The organism is Neisseria sp. P0024.S006 (assembly GCF_051956595.1).
Classification (GTDB): Bacteria; Pseudomonadota; Gammaproteobacteria; order Burkholderiales; family Neisseriaceae; genus Neisseria.
Map to the genome: position 1 here is coordinate 138,089 of NZ_JBQCXH010000003.1, position 17,119 is coordinate 155,207.

At 48.7% G+C, this 17,119-nt stretch carries 18 protein-coding genes; 2 read left to right on the forward strand and 16 right to left on the reverse strand.

Translation table 11 applies throughout. The features are described from left to right. Positions 1–63: 63 nt before the first annotated feature. The 12 genes from greB to ACTHUF_RS06810 form a co-directional block, all read right to left on the reverse strand. Positions 64–555: a transcription elongation factor GreB gene (gene greB, locus ACTHUF_RS06755; protein WP_049322920.1), complete on the reverse strand. Its 492-nt coding sequence runs from the start codon at positions 553–555 to the stop codon at positions 64–66. A gap of 74 nt (positions 556–629) precedes the next feature. Beyond that, a complete protein-coding gene (gene purF / locus ACTHUF_RS06760) occupies positions 630–2,174 on the reverse strand; it encodes an amidophosphoribosyltransferase (RefSeq protein WP_440407382.1) in 1,545 nt (514 codons plus the stop codon). Positions 2,175–2,326: 152 nt separating this feature from the next. Next, on the reverse strand, positions 2,327–2,830 hold the full coding sequence (locus tag ACTHUF_RS06765; protein WP_440407383.1) for a CvpA family protein: 504 nt from the start codon (positions 2,828–2,830) through the stop codon (positions 2,327–2,329). Continuing rightward, the gene (ftsN, locus tag ACTHUF_RS06770) at positions 2,823–3,968 is read right to left on the reverse strand and encodes a cell division protein FtsN (RefSeq protein WP_440407384.1); all 1,146 of its coding nucleotides are present in this window, start codon (positions 3,966–3,968) and stop codon (positions 2,823–2,825) included. The genes ACTHUF_RS06765 and ftsN overlap by 8 nt, the downstream gene beginning before the upstream one ends. Before the next feature lie 13 nt (positions 3,969–3,981). Next, entirely contained in the window at positions 3,982–5,265 is a 1,284-nt protein-coding gene (folC, locus tag ACTHUF_RS06775; protein ID WP_315095051.1) for a bifunctional tetrahydrofolate synthase/dihydrofolate synthase, read from the reverse strand. Positions 5,266–5,303: 38 nt separating this feature from the next. After that, positions 5,304–5,756, reverse strand: a complete 453-nt coding sequence (locus tag ACTHUF_RS06780; RefSeq protein WP_315095053.1) for a protein YgfX — start codon at positions 5,754–5,756, stop codon at positions 5,304–5,306. 4 nt (positions 5,757–5,760) lie between these two features. Then, on the reverse strand, positions 5,761–6,120 hold the full coding sequence (locus tag ACTHUF_RS06785) for a hypothetical protein (protein WP_049322913.1): 360 nt from the start codon (positions 6,118–6,120) through the stop codon (positions 5,761–5,763). A gap of 63 nt (positions 6,121–6,183) precedes the next feature. Continuing rightward, a complete protein-coding gene (locus tag ACTHUF_RS06790) occupies positions 6,184–6,912 on the reverse strand; it encodes an amino acid ABC transporter ATP-binding protein (protein WP_003747231.1) in 729 nt (242 codons plus the stop codon). Next, complete coding sequence (locus ACTHUF_RS06795) at positions 6,912–7,235, reverse strand: hypothetical protein (protein WP_315095055.1); 324 nt, start codon at positions 7,233–7,235, stop codon at positions 6,912–6,914. Before ACTHUF_RS06795 ends, ACTHUF_RS06790 begins: the two co-directional genes overlap by 1 nt. A 7-nt stretch (positions 7,236–7,242) precedes the next feature. Beyond that, positions 7,243–8,022, reverse strand: a complete 780-nt coding sequence (rsmA, locus tag ACTHUF_RS06800; RefSeq protein ID WP_315095057.1) for a 16S rRNA (adenine(1518)-N(6)/adenine(1519)-N(6))-dimethyltransferase RsmA — start codon at positions 8,020–8,022, stop codon at positions 7,243–7,245. A gap of 88 nt (positions 8,023–8,110) precedes the next feature. Beyond that, on the reverse strand, positions 8,111–8,710 hold the full coding sequence (locus ACTHUF_RS06805; RefSeq protein ID WP_315095059.1) for a Maf family protein: 600 nt from the start codon (positions 8,708–8,710) through the stop codon (positions 8,111–8,113). Between the two features lie 14 nt (positions 8,711–8,724). Further along, positions 8,725–9,264: a gamma carbonic anhydrase family protein gene (locus ACTHUF_RS06810; RefSeq protein ID WP_049348370.1), complete on the reverse strand. Its 540-nt coding sequence runs from the start codon at positions 9,262–9,264 to the stop codon at positions 8,725–8,727. A gap of 236 nt (positions 9,265–9,500) precedes the next feature. Between ACTHUF_RS06810 and ACTHUF_RS06815 the strand changes: the two genes are divergently transcribed. Next, positions 9,501–10,379, forward strand: a complete 879-nt coding sequence (locus tag ACTHUF_RS06815) for a DMT family transporter (protein ID WP_152899923.1) — start codon at positions 9,501–9,503, stop codon at positions 10,377–10,379. A 54-nt stretch (positions 10,380–10,433) separates the two neighbouring features. Here ACTHUF_RS06815 and lepB read toward each other — a convergent pair whose 3' ends face one another. The 3 genes from lepB to ACTHUF_RS06830 form a co-directional block, all read right to left on the reverse strand. Then, the gene (gene lepB / locus ACTHUF_RS06820) at positions 10,434–11,453 is read right to left on the reverse strand and encodes a signal peptidase I (protein WP_036490457.1); all 1,020 of its coding nucleotides are present in this window, start codon (positions 11,451–11,453) and stop codon (positions 10,434–10,436) included. After that, on the reverse strand, positions 11,453–13,246 hold the full coding sequence (lepA, locus tag ACTHUF_RS06825) for a translation elongation factor 4 (protein WP_036490455.1): 1,794 nt from the start codon (positions 13,244–13,246) through the stop codon (positions 11,453–11,455). Before lepA ends, lepB begins: the two co-directional genes overlap by 1 nt. Before the next feature lie 132 nt (positions 13,247–13,378). Then, positions 13,379–14,080 (reverse strand): 5'-methylthioadenosine/adenosylhomocysteine nucleosidase, encoded by a 702-nt coding sequence (locus tag ACTHUF_RS06830; protein WP_204788638.1) that lies wholly within the window; start codon positions 14,078–14,080, stop codon positions 13,379–13,381. Positions 14,081–14,283: 203 nt separating this feature from the next. On the opposite strand from ACTHUF_RS06830, the gene ACTHUF_RS06835 reads away from it, so the two are divergent. Beyond that, a complete protein-coding gene (locus ACTHUF_RS06835) occupies positions 14,284–15,414 on the forward strand; it encodes a PilT/PilU family type 4a pilus ATPase (RefSeq protein WP_036490451.1) in 1,131 nt (376 codons plus the stop codon). Positions 15,415–15,493: 79 nt separating this feature from the next. Here the strand turns inward: ACTHUF_RS06835 and ACTHUF_RS06840 are convergent, their stop codons facing one another. Continuing rightward, positions 15,494–16,900 carry a dihydrolipoyl dehydrogenase gene (locus ACTHUF_RS06840; protein ID WP_440407385.1) on the reverse strand — a complete coding sequence of 469 codons (1,407 nt, stop codon included), beginning with the start codon at positions 16,898–16,900 and terminating at the stop codon, positions 15,494–15,496. Positions 16,901–17,119 lie beyond the last annotated feature (219 nt).

Consider the following 17,119-nt stretch of genomic DNA (forward strand, 5'->3'; position numbering starts at 1 on the left):
TCAATAAAAGGCCGTCTGAAGTCTATTTTTCAGACGGCCTTAATAGCTTTTATTCATACATAATCATTCAATCTTAATATACTCCACCGACAAAATCTCTATAACCTCCTGTCCTTCCGGCGTATTCAAGACAACTTCGTCGCCTTCGCGTGCTTTAATCAGGCTGCGTGCCAAAGGGGAAATCCATGAGATTTTGTTTTTAGCGGTATCGATTTCATCTACGCCGACGATTTTGACGGTTTGTTCTCGACCGTCTCCGCGCAGTAAGCCAACGGTTGCGCCGAAGAAAATCTGGTCCGTGGCTTCGCGCGCTTCTGGATCGACGACGACGGCGGCTTCCAAGCGTTTGGTTAGGAAGCGGATACGGCGGTCGATTTCGCGCATGCGGCGTTTGCCGTAAAGATAGTCGCCGTTTTCGCTGCGGTCGCCATTGCTTGCCGCCCAGTTAACGATTTGGACGATTTCCGGGCGTTCTTTGTTGACCAGATGATAAAGTTCGTCTTTCAATGCCTGCCAGCCGGTAGGCGTGATGTAATTTTTGGTTTCGGTACTCATGATGTGTCTAAAACATAATTAAAGGCCGTCTGAACGTTAATTTTCAGACGGCCTTTATTGTAAGTCAATTTACTTTATTCTTCATCATCGCTATCGCTGATACTGATGCTGTGTTCCATTTTGCTTGGATGTACTTTCAAGCCGCCGCAACCTGATTTTTCGGCGGAGAGGCGGTTTAGATATGCTTCGTCGATATCGCCGGTTTGATAAACACCGTTGAAGCATGAAGAATCAAAGGATTCGATTTTCGGATTGAGTGCTTTGACTACTGCTTCCAAATCTTCTAAGTTTTGGAAGACGATGCCGTCTGCGCCAATCTCGGTTGCGATTTCTGCTGCGCTGCGGCCGTTTGCAATCAGTTCTTCACGGGTCGGCATATCGATACCATACACATTTGGATAGCGCACTTCGGGAGCTGCAGAAGCAATGTAGACTTTGCGTGCACCTGCCGCGCGTACCATTTCAACGATTTCACGGCTGGTCGTACCGCGTACGATGGAATCATCCACCAATAAAACACTCTTGCCGTTAAACTCAGTTTCCATCGGGCTGAGTTTTTGGCGTACTGATTTTTTGCGTGTTGCCTGGCCGGGCATAATAAAGGTGCGGCCGATGTAGCGGTTTTTAATCAGACCTTCGCGGTAAGGTTTTTCGAGATGGACGGCAAGCTCCATCGCGCTGGGCCGACTGGTATCGGGAATAGGCATAACAACATCGATATCGTCGACAGGCAGCTCGCGTTTGATTTTTTCTGCCAAAGATACGCCCATATCCATACGGGACTGATAAACGGAAACGCCATCGATGACGGAATCCGGGCGGGCAAAATAAACATATTCGAAAAGACAAGGGCTTAATTTGGCTTTATAGCTGCATTGACGGGAAATAATCGTGCCGTCAAAACCAATAAATACGGCTTCGCCCGGATGGATATCGCGTTCCAAATCATAGGCAAGTGCATTAAAGGCAACGGATTCGGAGGCAACAGCATAAGATTTTTTGCCGGATTCGTCAATTTGCGAACCCAAAACCAACGGACGGATACCGAAAGGATCTCGGAAAGCCAGCATGCCGTATCCGGCAATCATGGCTACGACACCGTATGCGCCACGCACCAAGCGGTGTACTTCGGAAACGGCGTTGAAAATATTGTCGATGGTAAGTTGATAAGGGGCTGTATTTTTAGAGACTTCACGGCGTAATTCGTGCGCGAATACATTGAGTAGGACTTCAGAATCGGAGCTGGTATTAACGTGGCGCAGGTGTTTGTTGCATACGTTTTCATAGAGCTCTTCAGTATTAGTCAGATTACCATTGTGTGCCAAAACAATGCCGAATGGGGAGCTGACATAAAACGGCTGTGCTTCTGCGCTGCTGCCCGCATTACCTGCAGTCGGATAGCGGACATGCGCGATGCCAGCATTACCGACCAAGTCGCGCATATTACGGGTACGGAACACTTCGCGCACCATGCCTTTGCCCTTGTGCATATGAAATATATTGCCTTCGGCAGTAACAATACCTGCTGCGTCCTGACCACGGTGTTGCAACATCTGCAAACCGTCATACAACATCTGATTGACCGGCTCATGACTAACCAAACCTAATACACCACACATATCGTGCTTCTCCGAATTTGAAGATTAAATGGGTAAGCTGTCATTATAAAATAATTTAGATGAGTTTGCTCAAATTGTTGACAATATGATGTCAAATTTACGCAAATAAAAACGGATTCAGACGGCCCATAGGCCGTCTGAATCCGTTAACATCAATCATCCGCTTCCTCATGCGTATCTTCTTTTCCCGGCAGATACGGCATTGCGGCATCGGCAAGCGATTCAAAATACGGAATCGTATGGGAACTTTGCCACTCTTCCGTCTTCGGCAAATCGGTATGCGAAAAAACCATCACAGCCAGTGTTACCAAAATCACACCTTTTACTGCACCGAATACGCCGCCAAGCAAACGATTGATGCTTCCCAGACCAACGGCAGACACCAAACTGCTTAACAGCGACCGTGCCAGTTTTTGCAACAGCCACGCCAGAAAAAACACAGCGGCAAAACCCATGGCAACCGCCAAAGCATGCGGCTCAACCGATTTAAAGACCACATCGGCAAACGGCACGGCAAGCGCTCTGGCAGCAATAAACGATACAATCCACGCCACCATCGCCCCTGCTTCGGCAATAATCCCCCGCGTCAGCGAGATAATGATGCAGATGACGATGACGGCGGCAGCCAACAAATCGGCAACAGGCAAATTACTCACTGGTCACCTGACCGGCAATGCCATGTACACGCAATTTGTTCAAATCACGCTCGGCATCGCGTGCATTTTTATAACTGGCTGATTTCACGCGATACACCTTACCTTTATCGGTCATCACCTCAGTAATGGTCGAATCGATACCTGCGGCTTTCATTTTACGTTGCAGGCTTTGTGCGCGTTCTTTTTCAGCATAACCAGCCTGAATAGCGGCTTTTTTCGCAGGCTTGGCTTCTGCTGTTTCTTTTTCAGCTTTAGGTTTGGCTTTTTCAGACGGCTTCTCGGCAGTTTTTACCTTATCGGCTTTTTCTGCTTTGGCCGTTTCTGGTTTAGCTTTTTCATTTTTTGTTTTTTCAACTTTGGCTTCTGCTTTCTTGGCTGGTTCGGCCTTGTCTTTTACGCTGTCTTTGCTGTTTTTGGCAGATTTACGCTCGGCAATGGCTTTCTCTGCCTTTTCCAATTGAGCCAATTTATTGCGCTCGGCAGCGGCTTCACGCTCTGCTTTTTCAGCACGCGCTTGAAGTGCGCGTTTTTTAGCAGCCAATGCGTTTTCTTTTTCATCCGCTTCCTGTTGGGCTTGTGCCTTGCGTGCCGCAGCACGTTGTTCTGCCTGGCGTTGGCGGCGTTCTTCGGCTCGGCGTTCGGCAGCTTCGCGTTTGGCGGCCTCAGCGCGTTGAATACGCTCGGACTCTTCCAAGCCTTTAATATTGCCGTCATCCAAAGTATCGTTAATCAAAACCAACGGCTCGCCGACATCTTCGGGAGCGGATTCACGGCTCGGCTTCAGCACTTCGACCGGCGCATTGTCTTCTTCATCGCCGGCATTTTGAGGTTTGCTTTGCGCTTCTGCATCCGCATGGCGGGCTGCTTCTTCAGCCATCGCGACATCCTCTTTATTCGGCTCTAGGACAACAGCCTTGCTGGGCTCATCCGCCGTTTTGACTTGAGTCTGACCGACAGGGGCTTCCTTAAACGGTGAATTTTTATCGTCGCCCGATGTCAGCGCCAGACCGAACAGCATACCTGAAGCCACCACCAAGCCGGAGGCCAAAACCAAGCGGCGGCGGTTGCGGCGTTTAAGTTGTTCGTAACCGTCTAAATCGTATCCGTTTGGAGTTTCTTTTTGTTTATTGTCGGACATGATAATTTCCTCGTTAGTGTTCTTTCAAAACAGCCATTACATCGGCAACAGTATGGAATGAGCCGAAAACAACGATTCTATCATTTTCGGTTGCTTTCGCCAAAGCAGCGCGGTAGGCTGCGGCGACAGTTTCAAAAACATTTACATTGTCGATGCCGTGTTCAGCCAATTTGGCCTGCAAAGCCTCCACCATCATGCCGCGCGGTACATCTAAAGGCGCGATATTCCACTCGTCAAACTGGTCTTTAACGATTTCCAGCACGCCGTCAATATCTTTGTCGGACAACATACTGAATACGGCGGTCCGTTTTTGGGCAAAGGCAAGGTTAATCAGACTGCGGCGCAAAGCACGGGCTGCGTGCGGATTGTGACCGACATCCAAGACCACCAGCGGACGGCCGGGCAAAACTTGGAAACGTCCAGGATTCTCAACCAACAGCAAACCGCGTTTAATCGCGCCGATGTCAACGGGCAGCTGATTGTTCAGACACTCTAAAACAGTCAGTGCGCACGCGGCATTGGACAACTGATAGGCACCGCGCAAAGCAGGAAACGGCAAGGAATTGCGGTTACGGCTTTGGCCGTCTGAAGATTGCGGATGGAAGCGGTAATTCCACTGCACGCTTTCCATTGACGCAAAATCAAAATCTCGCTGGACCATCAACAGTTTTGCGCCAATTTCTTCTGCGTGTTTGACCAATGATTCAGGCGCAGGGTTTTGGCCGCACACGGCTGGTTTGCCGCTACGGAACACCCCGGCTTTCTCAAAACCGACCTGCTCGACGGTATCGCCCAAAAATGCCTGATGATCCAAATCCACGCTGGTAACGACCGAACAGTCGCCATCGAATACATTCACGGCATCCAATCGTCCGCCCAAACCGACTTCCAAAATCATTACGTCCACATTTTCACGCATGAAAATATCGACGGCGGCCAAAGCATTAAACTCAAAATACGTCAGCGAAATTTCACCGCGTGCCGCTTCGATGCGCTCAAATGAGGAAACAATCTGGTCGTCTGAAACAGGCTGAGTGTTGATGGCGATTCGTTCGTTGTAACGCAGAAGGTGCGGACTGGTCAGCGTACCGACTTTGAAACCGGCTTCTTTATAAATATGCGACAAATAAGCGCATACGGAGCCTTTGCCATTGGTACCCGCCACCACGACGACAGGACACTGCGGCACCAAATTCATGCGTTTTTTCACTTCTCCCACGCGTTCCAAACCCATATCGATCAGGCCGGAACTATGGGCAGTCTCCAAATGAGAAAGCCAGTCTTGTAATGTTTTCATTGTTTTGATCGCTTCAAAAGGCCGTCTGAAACAGCCGTTTAATCCATATCTGCCGCAAGTTCTGCTTTGTCTTCTTTTTCCCGACACCAGCGCGCCCATACTTTCAGACGGCGGTAGGCATCGCGGTCGGCCATATCGGGCAAGATGCAGTGTTTGATCATTTTTCCGTCAACATTCCATTGCAAAAACAAAGCGTAAACCGTCAACATACTGCTGTCTTGCAAAACCGCGCTTCTTCCCTCTTCCTCGTCATTCAAGTAAACCGTCGCACGGTATTGGCGGTCGATAATGATTTTTCTGACCGCATTTCGAGTGTGAAAATTAACGCTGCGCCAAGCATAGGCAAAACAGCCGGCCAACGCCGCCAAACCCAGCCACATCATCCAGCCGTAAAACTCTGCAAGGCATAAGGCCAACGCCGAAAAGTGTAAGAAGACAATCAGAATTTTCAAAGAACGCGAGGGCTTTAAGGCCGTCTGAAAACTTCGCACGGCTTTACATCATATTGTCGAAAACAGGCGTAATGTTCAATTCCGCCTCTTCCATATCCAAAACCATATCATGGATTTCGGTATCGAAAAATTCCCAAAAAGCCTTCAGGCTCATGTCTTGCGGCCATTTGCTTTTATCGATGTCCCAGCCTGCCAATTCGGCTTCAAAAATCTGCTGGTAGCGTTCGTCAAAATAGGAAATGACAGATTCGGGTTCGTCAAATTGCGGCACCAGGAATACGGAGCAGTTGGTGCGCAGTTGCTCGATGGTCAAATCGGGCATATTCTCATCGGAGGATTTCAACCATTCCAAAAAACGGGCGGTCGGCTTCAGCACGACAGCAGTACGGTCAACAAAATACATTATCTTCAACTTTCAAAATCATTCAAACCGATCATGCCGTCTGAAATTTCAGACGGCCTAAGTTTAATGTGTCATCACCTGTTGCAGGAATTGTTTGGCACGCTCGTGTTTCGGATTGGTAAAAAATTCTTCCGGCGTTTCATCTTCCAGAATCTGGCCTTTATCGACAAAAATCACACGGTCGGCAACTTCGCGTGCAAAACCCATCTCATGGGTCACACACATCATGGTCATGCCGCTTTCCGCCAAGTCTTTCATCACTTTTAATACTTCGCCGACCATTTCAGGGTCAAGAGCGGAAGTCGGCTCGTCAAACAACATCACGCGCGGCTCCATCGCCAAACCGCGTGCAATCGCCACACGCTGCTGTTGACCGCCGGAAAGCTGGCCGGGCAGCGCGTCTTTTTTATGCGCCAAGCCGACGCGTTCCAAAAGCTCCATTGCTTTCTTTTCCGCCTCTTCACGGCTTTGGTTTTTCACTTTCATCGGAGAAAGAATAATGTTTTCCAAGACAGTCAAATGCGGATACAGATTGAACCCTTGGAACACAAAGCCCACTTCTTCGCGCACTTTGTTCAAATCGGTTTTCGGATCGGCAACATTGATGCCGTCCACCCAAATCTCGCCACTTTCAATGCGCTCGAGTTGGTTTACCGTACGAATCAGCGTCGATTTGCCACTGCCCGAAGGGCCGCATACAACGACCACTTCGCCTTGCTTGACTTCCAGATTCACGCCGTTGATAACGTGCAAATCTTTAAAATGTTTGTGTACATTTTTGAATTTAATCATTATTTCTTTCCAAACTGCCAAAATTTCCGGGGCTTGAGTTGCGCTTGCCGCTGCCAAAGCAAAGGAATAGCCGTTTCCAGCCAAAAGCGGCAACTGACTATGCCGCCGGAGGTTCCGCCTTTATTGTACCGATTGACTTTAAATTGCTCTTCCCTATCGAGACGATGCCCGGTCAATACCCAAACTGCGCCGATAATTGCTGCTTCAAAACGATGTCGCTCAGTCGGCATATCCTTACCGGAAAAATACTGCGCCAACTCGCGCCACAAATATGAATCACCTAGAAACCCCCATTGAATAGGAGGTTGCTTAAAAATTGCCATCACTGTTTCAGACGGCCTTTTGAACCAGATAATTGCTCAATTCCACATATTTCTCAGCGGCAATGTGTTCTGCCCTGTCCTGCGGATTGATACCGACTGCCTGCAAGTCATCATCGCCGGCAAGTTCCTTTAAATTATTGCGTATGGTTTTGCGGCGTTGGTGGAAAGCGAGTTTCACCAGTTTGGCGAAGTGTTCAAAATCTTCCGCTTTACCGATGCGGTGTTTCACCGGAATCATGCGCACGACGGCCGAATCTACTTTCGGCGCAGGATCAAAGGACTCAGGCGGTACTTCAATCAACATTTCCATATCGAAGAAATATTGCAGCATCACGCCCAGACGGCCATAGTCGTTGGTTTTCGGCTGCGCCACCATGCGTTCGACCACTTCTTTTTGCAGCATAAAGTGCATATCGATCACATCGTCTGCCACTTCGCTCAATCGGAACAAAAGCGGCGTGGAAATATTGTACGGCAGGTTGCCGACAATTTTTTTCTTGCCTTCAATGCTGTTGAAATCAAACTGCAATACATCGCCTTCGTGTATCACCAATTTATCTGCAAACGGCAAGGTTTTCAGACGTCGTACGATGTCGCGGTCGATTTCGCAAACATGCAGGCGATTGAGTTTTTTCGCCAAAGGCTCGGTAATGGCGGCCAAGCCCGGGCCGATTTCAATCACAATATCATCGAGCTGCGGTCTGACCGCGTTGACAATGTCGCTAATAATCCGCGTATCCTGCAAAAAATTCTGCCCGAAGCGTTTCCGGGCCTTATGTTCTTTCATATCTTTCTTCAAGCAAGCTGTTTAAGGCAGTATTGTAACTGAAACAGGCGTTTTTGTCGGCACGCTTTCAGACGGCATTTGCCTAATTTTAAGCAAACGGCGGCGCTTCCAAACCCAAAGATTTTAGTAGCTGAGCGGTCTCATAAACCGGCAAACCCATCACGCCCGTAAAACTGCCCTGCAAATGCTCGACAAATACGCCGCTCAAACCCTGAATCCCATACGCACCAGCCTTATCCATCGGCTCGCCGCTGGCAACATAGGCTGCAATCTCCTCAGCCGTCAACGTTTTAAAGCGTACTTCGCTCGTCTGCACCACATCATGGCGCACGCCTTGCCAGTAAACGCATACAGCCGTCAGCACTTGATGCGTCCGTCCGGACAAGCGTTCCAGCATATCGACCGCATCCGCCTCGGATTCCGGTTTACCCAAAATAACTGCACCATCCGCCACCGTCGTATCCGCCGTCAATACAGCAAACTCAGGCTCTTGATCATGAGCTGCAAACCATTGCGCCACCGCCGCCTGATTTTTCTCGCAGGCCATACGGCGCACATACTCTAGCGCGGCTTCGCCTTCTTTAGGGGTTTCATCAATATCCGCTGGGAGGCGGTGTACCGTGAAACCCAAATTTTCCAAAATCTCACGACGGCGCGGACTGCCTGAAGCCAGATAAATTGCGTTCATTGTATTGGTTTTCCTTATTTTGAAATTTTATGCTGTCCGGACAGGCGGACATAATGCGCAGCCGAATACGTCAAAAATGCCTTTTCCTCATCAGTCAGCGGACGCACTTGTTTCACAGGCGAGCCGACGTATAAAAAACCGCTTTCCAAACGCTTGCGCGGCGGCACCAAACTACCCGCGCCTATCATCACATCATCTTCGACAACCGTATCGTCCAAAATAATCGAACCCATGCCCACCAACACACGATTCCCAATTCGGCAGCCATGCAGCATGACCTTATGCCCAATCGTCACATCATCGCCGATAATCAAAGGCGAACCGTCAGGCTTCGCCGCATTCTTATGCGACACATGCAAAACGCTGCCGTCCTGCACATTACTGCGCTTGCCGATAGAAATGCTGTTCACATCTCCGCGTAATACGGCATAAGGCCAAACGGATACATCTTCCGCCAGCGACACTTCGCCAATCACAACCGAAGTCTCATCTATAAAACAAGACTCATCAACCGACGGCACATAATCCAAAAACGCACGAATAGGGTTTGCCATTTCCAATATCCTTTTCTCAAAACCAAAACTGATCAGGCCGTCTGAAAACACGGCGTAAAACGATTTTATACTATAACCATACTAAATCAATCCAGAAAATCATCAAAAGGCCGTCTGAAACAGCTTTCAGACGGCCTTTCATCATAAACATTTATCTTGGCTCACCATTATTTATCATTAGCGCCTCATCCATCTTTTATGGAATAATCGTCTTCATTTGATTGATGGAGAAGCCGATGGAGACACGTTCGGGAAATTATGCAGCGCCCCTATTGGTCGTCGGCTGCGTCGTCTTCGGCTTGGGCAGTTTGATCGTCAAATTTGTCGATGTCGGCTCTTACGCCATCGCATTCTGGCGTTTGCTGATTGCCGCCCCTATATTCTTCTTGCTCGGGCGTTTTTTCAGGCAAAAAATGCCCACGAAAAGAAAAACAGTTGGCTACGCAATCTTATCCGGCGTTTTCCTCGCATTCGACCTCGCCCTTTGGCACGAAAGCATTCACTCCGTAGGCCCCGGCATTTCCACCTTGCTCAACAGCCTGCAGATTTTCTTTTTAGCCGCCATCGGCTTCTTCTTTTATTCGGAACGTCTAAGCGCCCTGCAAATTTTAAGTTTGATATTGGCCACCATAGGCGTCGCCTTAATCGGCAGCCCGGAGTTCGGTCATAACGACAACGCCGCATGGGGATTTGTCAGCGGCGTAGTGTCCGGCGCCATGCTGGCCCTGTCTATGGTTTTCGTACGCAAAACCCATGAGCAGGAAAAAGTCGGTTTGTTTCCACTGATGATGATTTTAAGCTTAGGCGGAGCAATGGCACTGGTCATCCCATCATTGCTATTCGATGCCGCCCATCTTTACCCCAAAACTTTAAACGATGTGATTCTAGTCTCCATCTACGGCATCGTTATGCAATGCTTCGCTTGGGCATTGATTGCTTACGCCATCCCGCTTTTATCCTTGTCACTGACCGGCCTCCTACTGCTCTCCGAACCAGTCGCCGCTATGTTAATCGATTATTTCTGGCTGGATAAACCGATTAATACCGTCCAATGGAGTGGCGCTACTTTGACTTTATTGGCAATTTATTTAGGTTCGTTAAAAGACAAAAAATAGATACAAAAAAGGCCGTCTAAAAAATTTCAGACGGCCTTTTAATCTGTTTATTGCTTATTGGATGCTGGTACCGATACGGCTGAGTTCGCCAAAGTTCATCCAAACAAAGAAGGCTTTACCGACGATCAGTTTGTCATCAACAAATCCCCAGTAACGAGAATCGGCGCTGTTGTCGCGGTTGTCACCCATCGCGAAATAACGGCCTTCTGGGACTTTACAGATAAAGCCATTGCCGTCTTCTGCGTATTCGCAATTTTCCAAACCGCTTGTTTCAAGCGAGTAATTGCTTTCAGGCATCACTTCGGAGGTGTATTTGTTCAATACGGCAATGGATACGGAAGGCTGACCGGCTTCTTTGACCACGTCAAAGTTTTTGCCGTTCAAGGCCGTCTGAAAACGCTCAAGCGTATGAATCATAGACGGATCGGTATCATCTGCGTATTGATAATTACCATTTGGTTTTTCGGGAATAATTTCACCGTTAACAGTCAAAACCTTATCACGATATTCCACAACGTCACCCGGAATACCGACGATACGTTTGATGTAATTCATCTCTGGCTGAAGCGGATAATTGAACACCACGACATCGCCTCGGGCAATATTGCCGACAGGAATAATGACCTTATTCAAAATTGGCAGGCGGATACCGTAAGAGAATTTGTTTACCAAGATAAAATCGCCTTTGACCAAGCCCGGACGCATGGAGCTGGACGGAATTTGAAACGGCTCGGCAATAAAGCTGCGCAATACAAAGATAACCAAGATGATGGGAAAAAAGCCGCCCATATAGTCGGTAAAATGTGCATTGTCTTCGCCGGTCTCGCTTTTTTTCAGACGGCCTTTATGGATTGCCCAAACCATGCCGGTAAACACGACAAACACCAGCAATACGGCGGTAAAGCTCATAAATTCAGACAAAATGCCGAATACGCCGACCATGCACAGGAGATAACTCCATTGCAGGCCGGAGCTCCATTCGCCGTTTTCCTGACGCTCTTTGCTGCTTTTGAAGTTGAGAACCAAGCCGGCCAACAGTACAACAATTGCGCCTAAAGTCAGATTTATACTCATTATTTATCACTCACTTGCAGAATCGCCAAGAATGCGCTTTGCGGGATTTCCACGTTGCCCACTTGTTTCATGCGGCGTTTGCCTGCTTTTTGTTTTTCGAGAAGTTTTTTCTTACGCGTAATATCGCCGCCGTAACATTTCGCCAAAACGTTTTTACGCAGGGCTTTGACGTTTTCGCGGGCGATAATCTGGCTGCCGATGGCGGCTTGGACGGCGATGTCGAACATCTGGCGCGGAATCAGCTCGCGCATTTTCGCTGCCAGTTCGCGGCCTCGGTGAACCGCGCTTTGACGGTGCACAATCAGGCTCAGGGCATCGACTTTTTCGCCGTTGACCATGATGTCGAGCTTAATCAAATCAGACGGTTGGAACTCTTTGAAATGGTAGTCCAACGAGGCATAGCCGCGCGAAGTGGATTTGAGTTTGTCAAAGAAGTCCATCACAACTTCGTTCATGGGCAAATCGTAAGTCAGCATGACTTGACGGCCCATATACTGCATATTGACCTGAACGCCGCGCTTTTGGTTACACAAAGTCATGACGTTGCCGACGTATTCCTGCGGCACGAGGATGGTCGCGGTAATAATCGGCTCGAGAATGGTTTCGATGCTGCCGATGTCGGGCAGTTTAGACGGGTTTTCGACTTCGATTTTTTCGCCGCTCTTCAACACGACTTCATAAACCACCGTCGGCGCGGTGGTAATCAAATCCATGTCGAACTCGCGCTCCAAGCGTTCCTGCACGATTTCCAAGTGCAGCAAGCCCAAGAAACCGCAGCGGAAGCCGAATCCCAATGCTTGGGAAACTTCAGGCTCGAATTTCAACGAAGCATCGTTAAGCTGCAATTTTTCCAAAGCATCGCGCAGAGCTTCGTAGTCGTGGCTTTCCACGGGGTAGAGGCCTGCAAATACTTGGCTTTGCACTTCTTGGAAACCGGGCAGCGGCTCAGAAGCGGGGTTGGCAACCAATGTAACCGTGTCGCCGACTTTTGCCTGTCCCAATTCTTTCACGCCGGTAATCAAAAAGCCTACTTCGCCGGCTTTGAGTTCTTGTTTCTGAACCGATTTGGGCGTGAATACGCCCAGTTGCTCAACCTGAGTTTCCGCCTTGGTACTCATAAAGCGCACTTTGTCTTTCAGCTTGATGGTACCGTTTTTCACACGAATCAACATGACCACGCCGACGTAGTTGTCAAACCACGAATCGACGATAACGGCTTGCAGCGGCGCGTTTTCATCGCCGGTCGGTGCGGGGATTTTGGCAACGATTTCTTCCAAAACGTCTTCCACGCCGATGCCGCTTTTGGCTGAACATTGCACCGCACCAACGGCATCGATGCCGATGATGTCTTCGATTTCCTGTTCCACGCGTTCGGGGTCGGCAGCGGGCAGATCGATTTTGTTCAAGACAGGCACGACTTCCACGCCCAAATCAATCGCGGTGTAGCAGTTCGCCACGGTTTGCGCTTCCACGCCTTGCGACGCGTCAACAACCAAAAGCGCGCCTTCGCATGCGGACAGCGAGCGGGAGACTTCGTAAGAGAAGTCGACGTGTCCCGGCGTGTCAATCAGGTTGAGTTGATATACCTGCCCGTCGCGTGCTTTGTAGTTGAGCGCGGCGGTCTGCGCTTTGATGGTGATGCCGCGCTCTTTTTCGATGTCCATGGAATCGAGTACCTGCGTACTCATTTCGCGCAAATCCAAGCCGCCGCAGTATTGGATAAAACGGTCGGCAAGCGTCGATTTACCGTGGTCGATGTGGGCAATGATGGAAAAATTCCGTATGTTTTTCATATTGTTATTAAGATAAATGCAATTAAAGGCTGAAAGGCCGTCTGAAAAAACAGGGATTCGGTTTTCAGACGGCCTTAGAATAAGGTTGAATCGTTCCGTATTCTAACGGAAATTCAACGCTTCTGCATGATTTTATAGCGATTTGACAATCTCGGTCACCATCTTCGCCGAACTGACGGCAGCCGTTTTCAAAAACTCTTCAAAGCTGATGTCCGCTTTCTCATCTGCCGAATCAGATACCGCGCGAATAATCACAAAAGGCACTTCCAATTGATGACAGGTTTGCGCAATCGCCGCAGCTTCCATTTCCACTGCTTTGACTTCTGGGAAATGACTGCGGATTTCCGCAACACCTTCGCTGCTGTGTACAAAACGGTCGCCACTGACGACCAGGCCTTGCGTTACGGCCGCACCTTCAAACACTTGCGCCGCCTTTTCTGCTTGGCGAATCAAGTTTGCATCCGATGCAAACACGGCAGGAAGTTGCGGCACTTGCCCCCAAACATAACCAAAAGCCGTTACATCAACATCATGATGCGCCACAGTTTCGCCGATGACCACATCGCCAACCTTCAGGCCTTTGCCCAAACCGCCTGCGCTGCCGGTATTGATGACGCAATCCGGTGCAAACTGATGAATAACCCAAGAAGTCGAAACCGCCGCATTGACCTTACCGATACCGCTCAAAACCAAAACCATGCGTTTTCCGGCCAATTCGCCTTCATAAGCCGAAAATTTACCGAAGGACACATGCTTGACATCTGCCATGCTTTCACGCAAAAGCTCGATTTCCTGTTCCATTGCGCCGACCACGGCAATTGTTTGTACTGACATCTCATTACCTTTCCGTTCACTAATCGGGCAACATTATAACAGCAGAATTTAAAATCACAGGGATGCTGAAAAATCTGCTATATTCCCAGCGCGACACTCAATTTAAAACAGATAGCCGCTCTAGCGGCAAAACAGCAAATAATGATTGCTTCTGTTATAATTATTTTCAATAAAATAACTTAACATTAACTATCTAAATTCTTATGTTTGACGAAAATACTCCGGGCGCAAAAGAAGAATTGTTCACTTGGCTACGCCACATGAACAAATACAAAGGCTCCGACCTTTTCATTACCACCAATTTCCCGCCGGCCATGAAAGTGGATGGCAAAATCATGCGGCTAACCGATGAGCCGTTAAGCGCTGAAAAATGTATGGAAATCGCTTTTTCGATTATGTCTTCCAAACAAATCGAAGAATTTTCTACCACCAACGAATGCAATTTCGCCATCAGCCTGCCCGATACCAGCCGCTTCCGTGTCAATGCCATGGTTCAACGCGGCGCAACTGCTTTGGTGTTCCGCTCCATTACCAGCAATATCCCGAAATTTGAAACACTCAATCTGCCGCCGATTCTGAAAGACATCGCCCTCAGAAAACGCGGTCTGGTTATTTTTGTCGGCGGTACAGGTTCGGGCAAGTCCACTTCCCTCGCTTCCCTTATCGACTATCGAAACGAAAACAGCTTCGACCACATTATTACTATCGAAGATCCGATTGAATTTATCCACCAACACAAAAACTGCATTATTACCCAACGCGAAATCGGCGTAGATACCGAAAATTGGCCGATTGCGCTGAAAAATACCCTGCGCCAAGCGCCGGATGTTATCCTGATTGGCGAAATCCGCGACCGCGAGACCATGGACTACGCCATTTCCTTCGCGGAAACCGGCCATTTGTGTATGGCAACGCTACACGCCAACAGTACCAACCAAGCGCTCGACCGCATCATCAACTTCTTCCCCGAAGAGCGCCGTAACCAATTGCTAACCGATTTATCGCTCAACCTGCAAGCCTTTATTTCACAACGCCTGATTCCCCGTGAAGGCGGACGGGGGCGCGTAGCGGCTGTCGAGGTTTTGCTCAATTCGCCCATTATTGCCGACTTGATTCGAAAAGGCGAAGTCCACAACATCAAAGAAATGATGAAAAAATCAACCGGCATGGGCATGATTACTTTTGACCAAGCCTTGTATGATTTGTATGAAAACGGCGATATCAGCTATCAAGACGCTATTAAAAATGCCGACTCCGCACACGATTTGCGCCTAGACATTCAATTACGAAGCCGCCGCGCACAAAATGCCGGCCCGGATTTAGAATTGATTTAAAAGTAAAAGCTTCAAAGTATAAAAAAGGCCGTCTGAAACCTCATTACGGGTTTCAGACGGCCTTTATTCCATCAAATAATCAAGCCTGTTTCAGTTTTGCATCGGCATCACGCAATGCAGTGCGCAGACCTTCCTCGATAACCGGATGGTAGAACGGCATATCCAACATTTGCGGAATCGTCATTTTCATTTGATGCGCCCAAGCCATCAAGTGTGCCAAATGTTCGGCAGCAGGGCCGACAACTTCCGCACCAATGAAACGACCGGTTGCTTTTTCGGCATACAAACGCATATGGCCTTTGTTTACCAACATAACGCGACTGCGGCCTTGGTTTCGGAAGGAAACTTCGCCGATTACAAACTCTTCGGGTTGATATTTCGCCGCAACTTGCGCGTATTTCAAGCCGACAGAGGCAATTTGCGGATTGGTGAACACCACGCCGATTACACTGCGGCGCAAACCACCGCCGATATTCGGATAGCGGCCTGCATTGTCGCCGGCAATTTTTCCTTGGTCGGCAGCTTCGTGCAGCAGAGGCAGTTGATTGGACGCATCGCCTGCGATAAAGATATGCGGAATGCTGGTTTGCATGGTCAGCGGATCAGCAACAGGCACGCCGCGTGCATCTTTTTCGATAGTCAGATTTTCCAAACCGATATTATCCACATTCGGACGACGGCCTACGGCTGCCAGCATATATTCGGCAACGAACACACCTTTTTCGCCGTCTTGTTCCCAATGAACTTCAACATTGCCTTCCGCATCCAGTTTGACTTCGGTTTTAGCATCCAGATGCAAAGCCAACTCTTCGCCAAACACAGCTTTGGCTTCTTCAGCGACAACAGGGTCGGAAATGCCGCCGATGGCTCCGCCTACGCCGAAAATCTCAACTTTCACGCCCAAACGGTGCAAAGCCTGACCCAACTCTAAACCGATAACGCCGGGGCCGAACACGGCCACGCTTTTAGGCAAAGTATCCCAAGAGAAAACATCATCGTTTACAACCAAGCGATCGCCCAAAGCTTCCCACTGTGGGAAAATCACAGGACGCGAACCGGTGGCAATCACAAAACTTTTTGCAGTAATTTGCGTATGGTCATCGATTTGGACGGTGTGTTCGTCAACAAATTTTGCCGTACCCATAATGCGCTTGTCGGCAGGCCACTCTTCTACATCGCTGACCACAAAACCGACAAAACGGTCGCGTTCGGACTTCACGCGGTGCATGACTTCTTCGCCGTTTACCGTTACGCTGTCTTTATCCAAGTGCACGCCAAACGGATCGGTATGCAGAGCATGATGGCGCGCTTCTGCAGCCGCAATCAGCAATTTGGACGGCATGCAGCCGACACGCGCACACGTTGTTCCGAATACATTGTTTTCAATCAGGTAAACATTGTCTGTATGAAGGCGGGCATTGCGAAATGCGCCCATACCGGCTGTACCGCCGCCCAGTACCACCACATCTGCTTGAATCTTTTTCATATTTTATCCTTACTGTCTCTATCCAAACCGATATTGCCATCAGGTTATCCGTTTTCAGACGGTCTAAACTTCATAAACTATCAAAATTTGAAAATCAATAGTCAATACCTAAATATCGATTTAAAACAATAATCTCAAATTCTACTTGTAAATATAGAGTTATTCAGAACGCCGATTTGCAAACGCCGTCTGAATAACTCTATATTTTATCTTTCAGAC

Bases quoted from the DNA above. Each gene is read 5' to 3' on its own strand.
- ACTHUF_RS06790 (WP_003747231.1), bottom strand. From the start codon at position 6,912: ATGATTAAATTCAAAAATGTACACAAACATTTTAAAGATTTGCACGTT.
- ACTHUF_RS06805 (WP_315095059.1), bottom strand. From the start codon at position 8,710: ATGAACGCAATTTATCTGGCTTCAGGCAGTCCGCGCCGTCGTGAGATT.
- greB (WP_049322920.1), bottom strand. From the start codon at position 555: ATGAGTACCGAAACCAAAAATTACATCACGCCTACCGGCTGGCAGGCA.
- ftsN (WP_440407384.1), bottom strand. From the start codon at position 3,968: ATGTCCGACAATAAACAAAAAGAAACTCCAAACGGATACGATTTAGAC.
- ACTHUF_RS06785 (WP_049322913.1), bottom strand. From the start codon at position 6,120: ATGTATTTTGTTGACCGTACTGCTGTCGTGCTGAAGCCGACCGCCCGT.
- lepB (WP_036490457.1), bottom strand. From the start codon at position 11,453: ATGAGTATAAATCTGACTTTAGGCGCAATTGTTGTACTGTTGGCCGGC.
- lepA (WP_036490455.1), bottom strand. From the start codon at position 13,246: ATGAAAAACATACGGAATTTTTCCATCATTGCCCACATCGACCACGGT.
- rsmA (WP_315095057.1), bottom strand. From the start codon at position 8,022: ATGAAAGAACATAAGGCCCGGAAACGCTTCGGGCAGAATTTTTTGCAG.
- ACTHUF_RS06835 (WP_036490451.1), top strand. From the start codon at position 14,284: ATGTTTGACGAAAATACTCCGGGCGCAAAAGAAGAATTGTTCACTTGG.
- folC (WP_315095051.1), bottom strand. From the start codon at position 5,265: ATGAAAACATTACAAGACTGGCTTTCTCATTTGGAGACTGCCCATAGT.
- ACTHUF_RS06840 (WP_440407385.1), bottom strand. From the start codon at position 16,900: ATGAAAAAGATTCAAGCAGATGTGGTGGTACTGGGCGGCGGTACAGCC.
- purF (WP_440407382.1), bottom strand. From the start codon at position 2,174: ATGTGTGGTGTATTAGGTTTGGTTAGTCATGAGCCGGTCAATCAGATG.
- ACTHUF_RS06795 (WP_315095055.1), bottom strand. From the start codon at position 7,235: ATGGCAATTTTTAAGCAACCTCCTATTCAATGGGGGTTTCTAGGTGAT.
- ACTHUF_RS06830 (WP_204788638.1), bottom strand. From the start codon at position 14,080: ATGTCAGTACAAACAATTGCCGTGGTCGGCGCAATGGAACAGGAAATC.
- ACTHUF_RS06810 (WP_049348370.1), bottom strand. From the start codon at position 9,264: ATGGCAAACCCTATTCGTGCGTTTTTGGATTATGTGCCGTCGGTTGAT.
- ACTHUF_RS06815 (WP_152899923.1), top strand. From the start codon at position 9,501: ATGGAGACACGTTCGGGAAATTATGCAGCGCCCCTATTGGTCGTCGGC.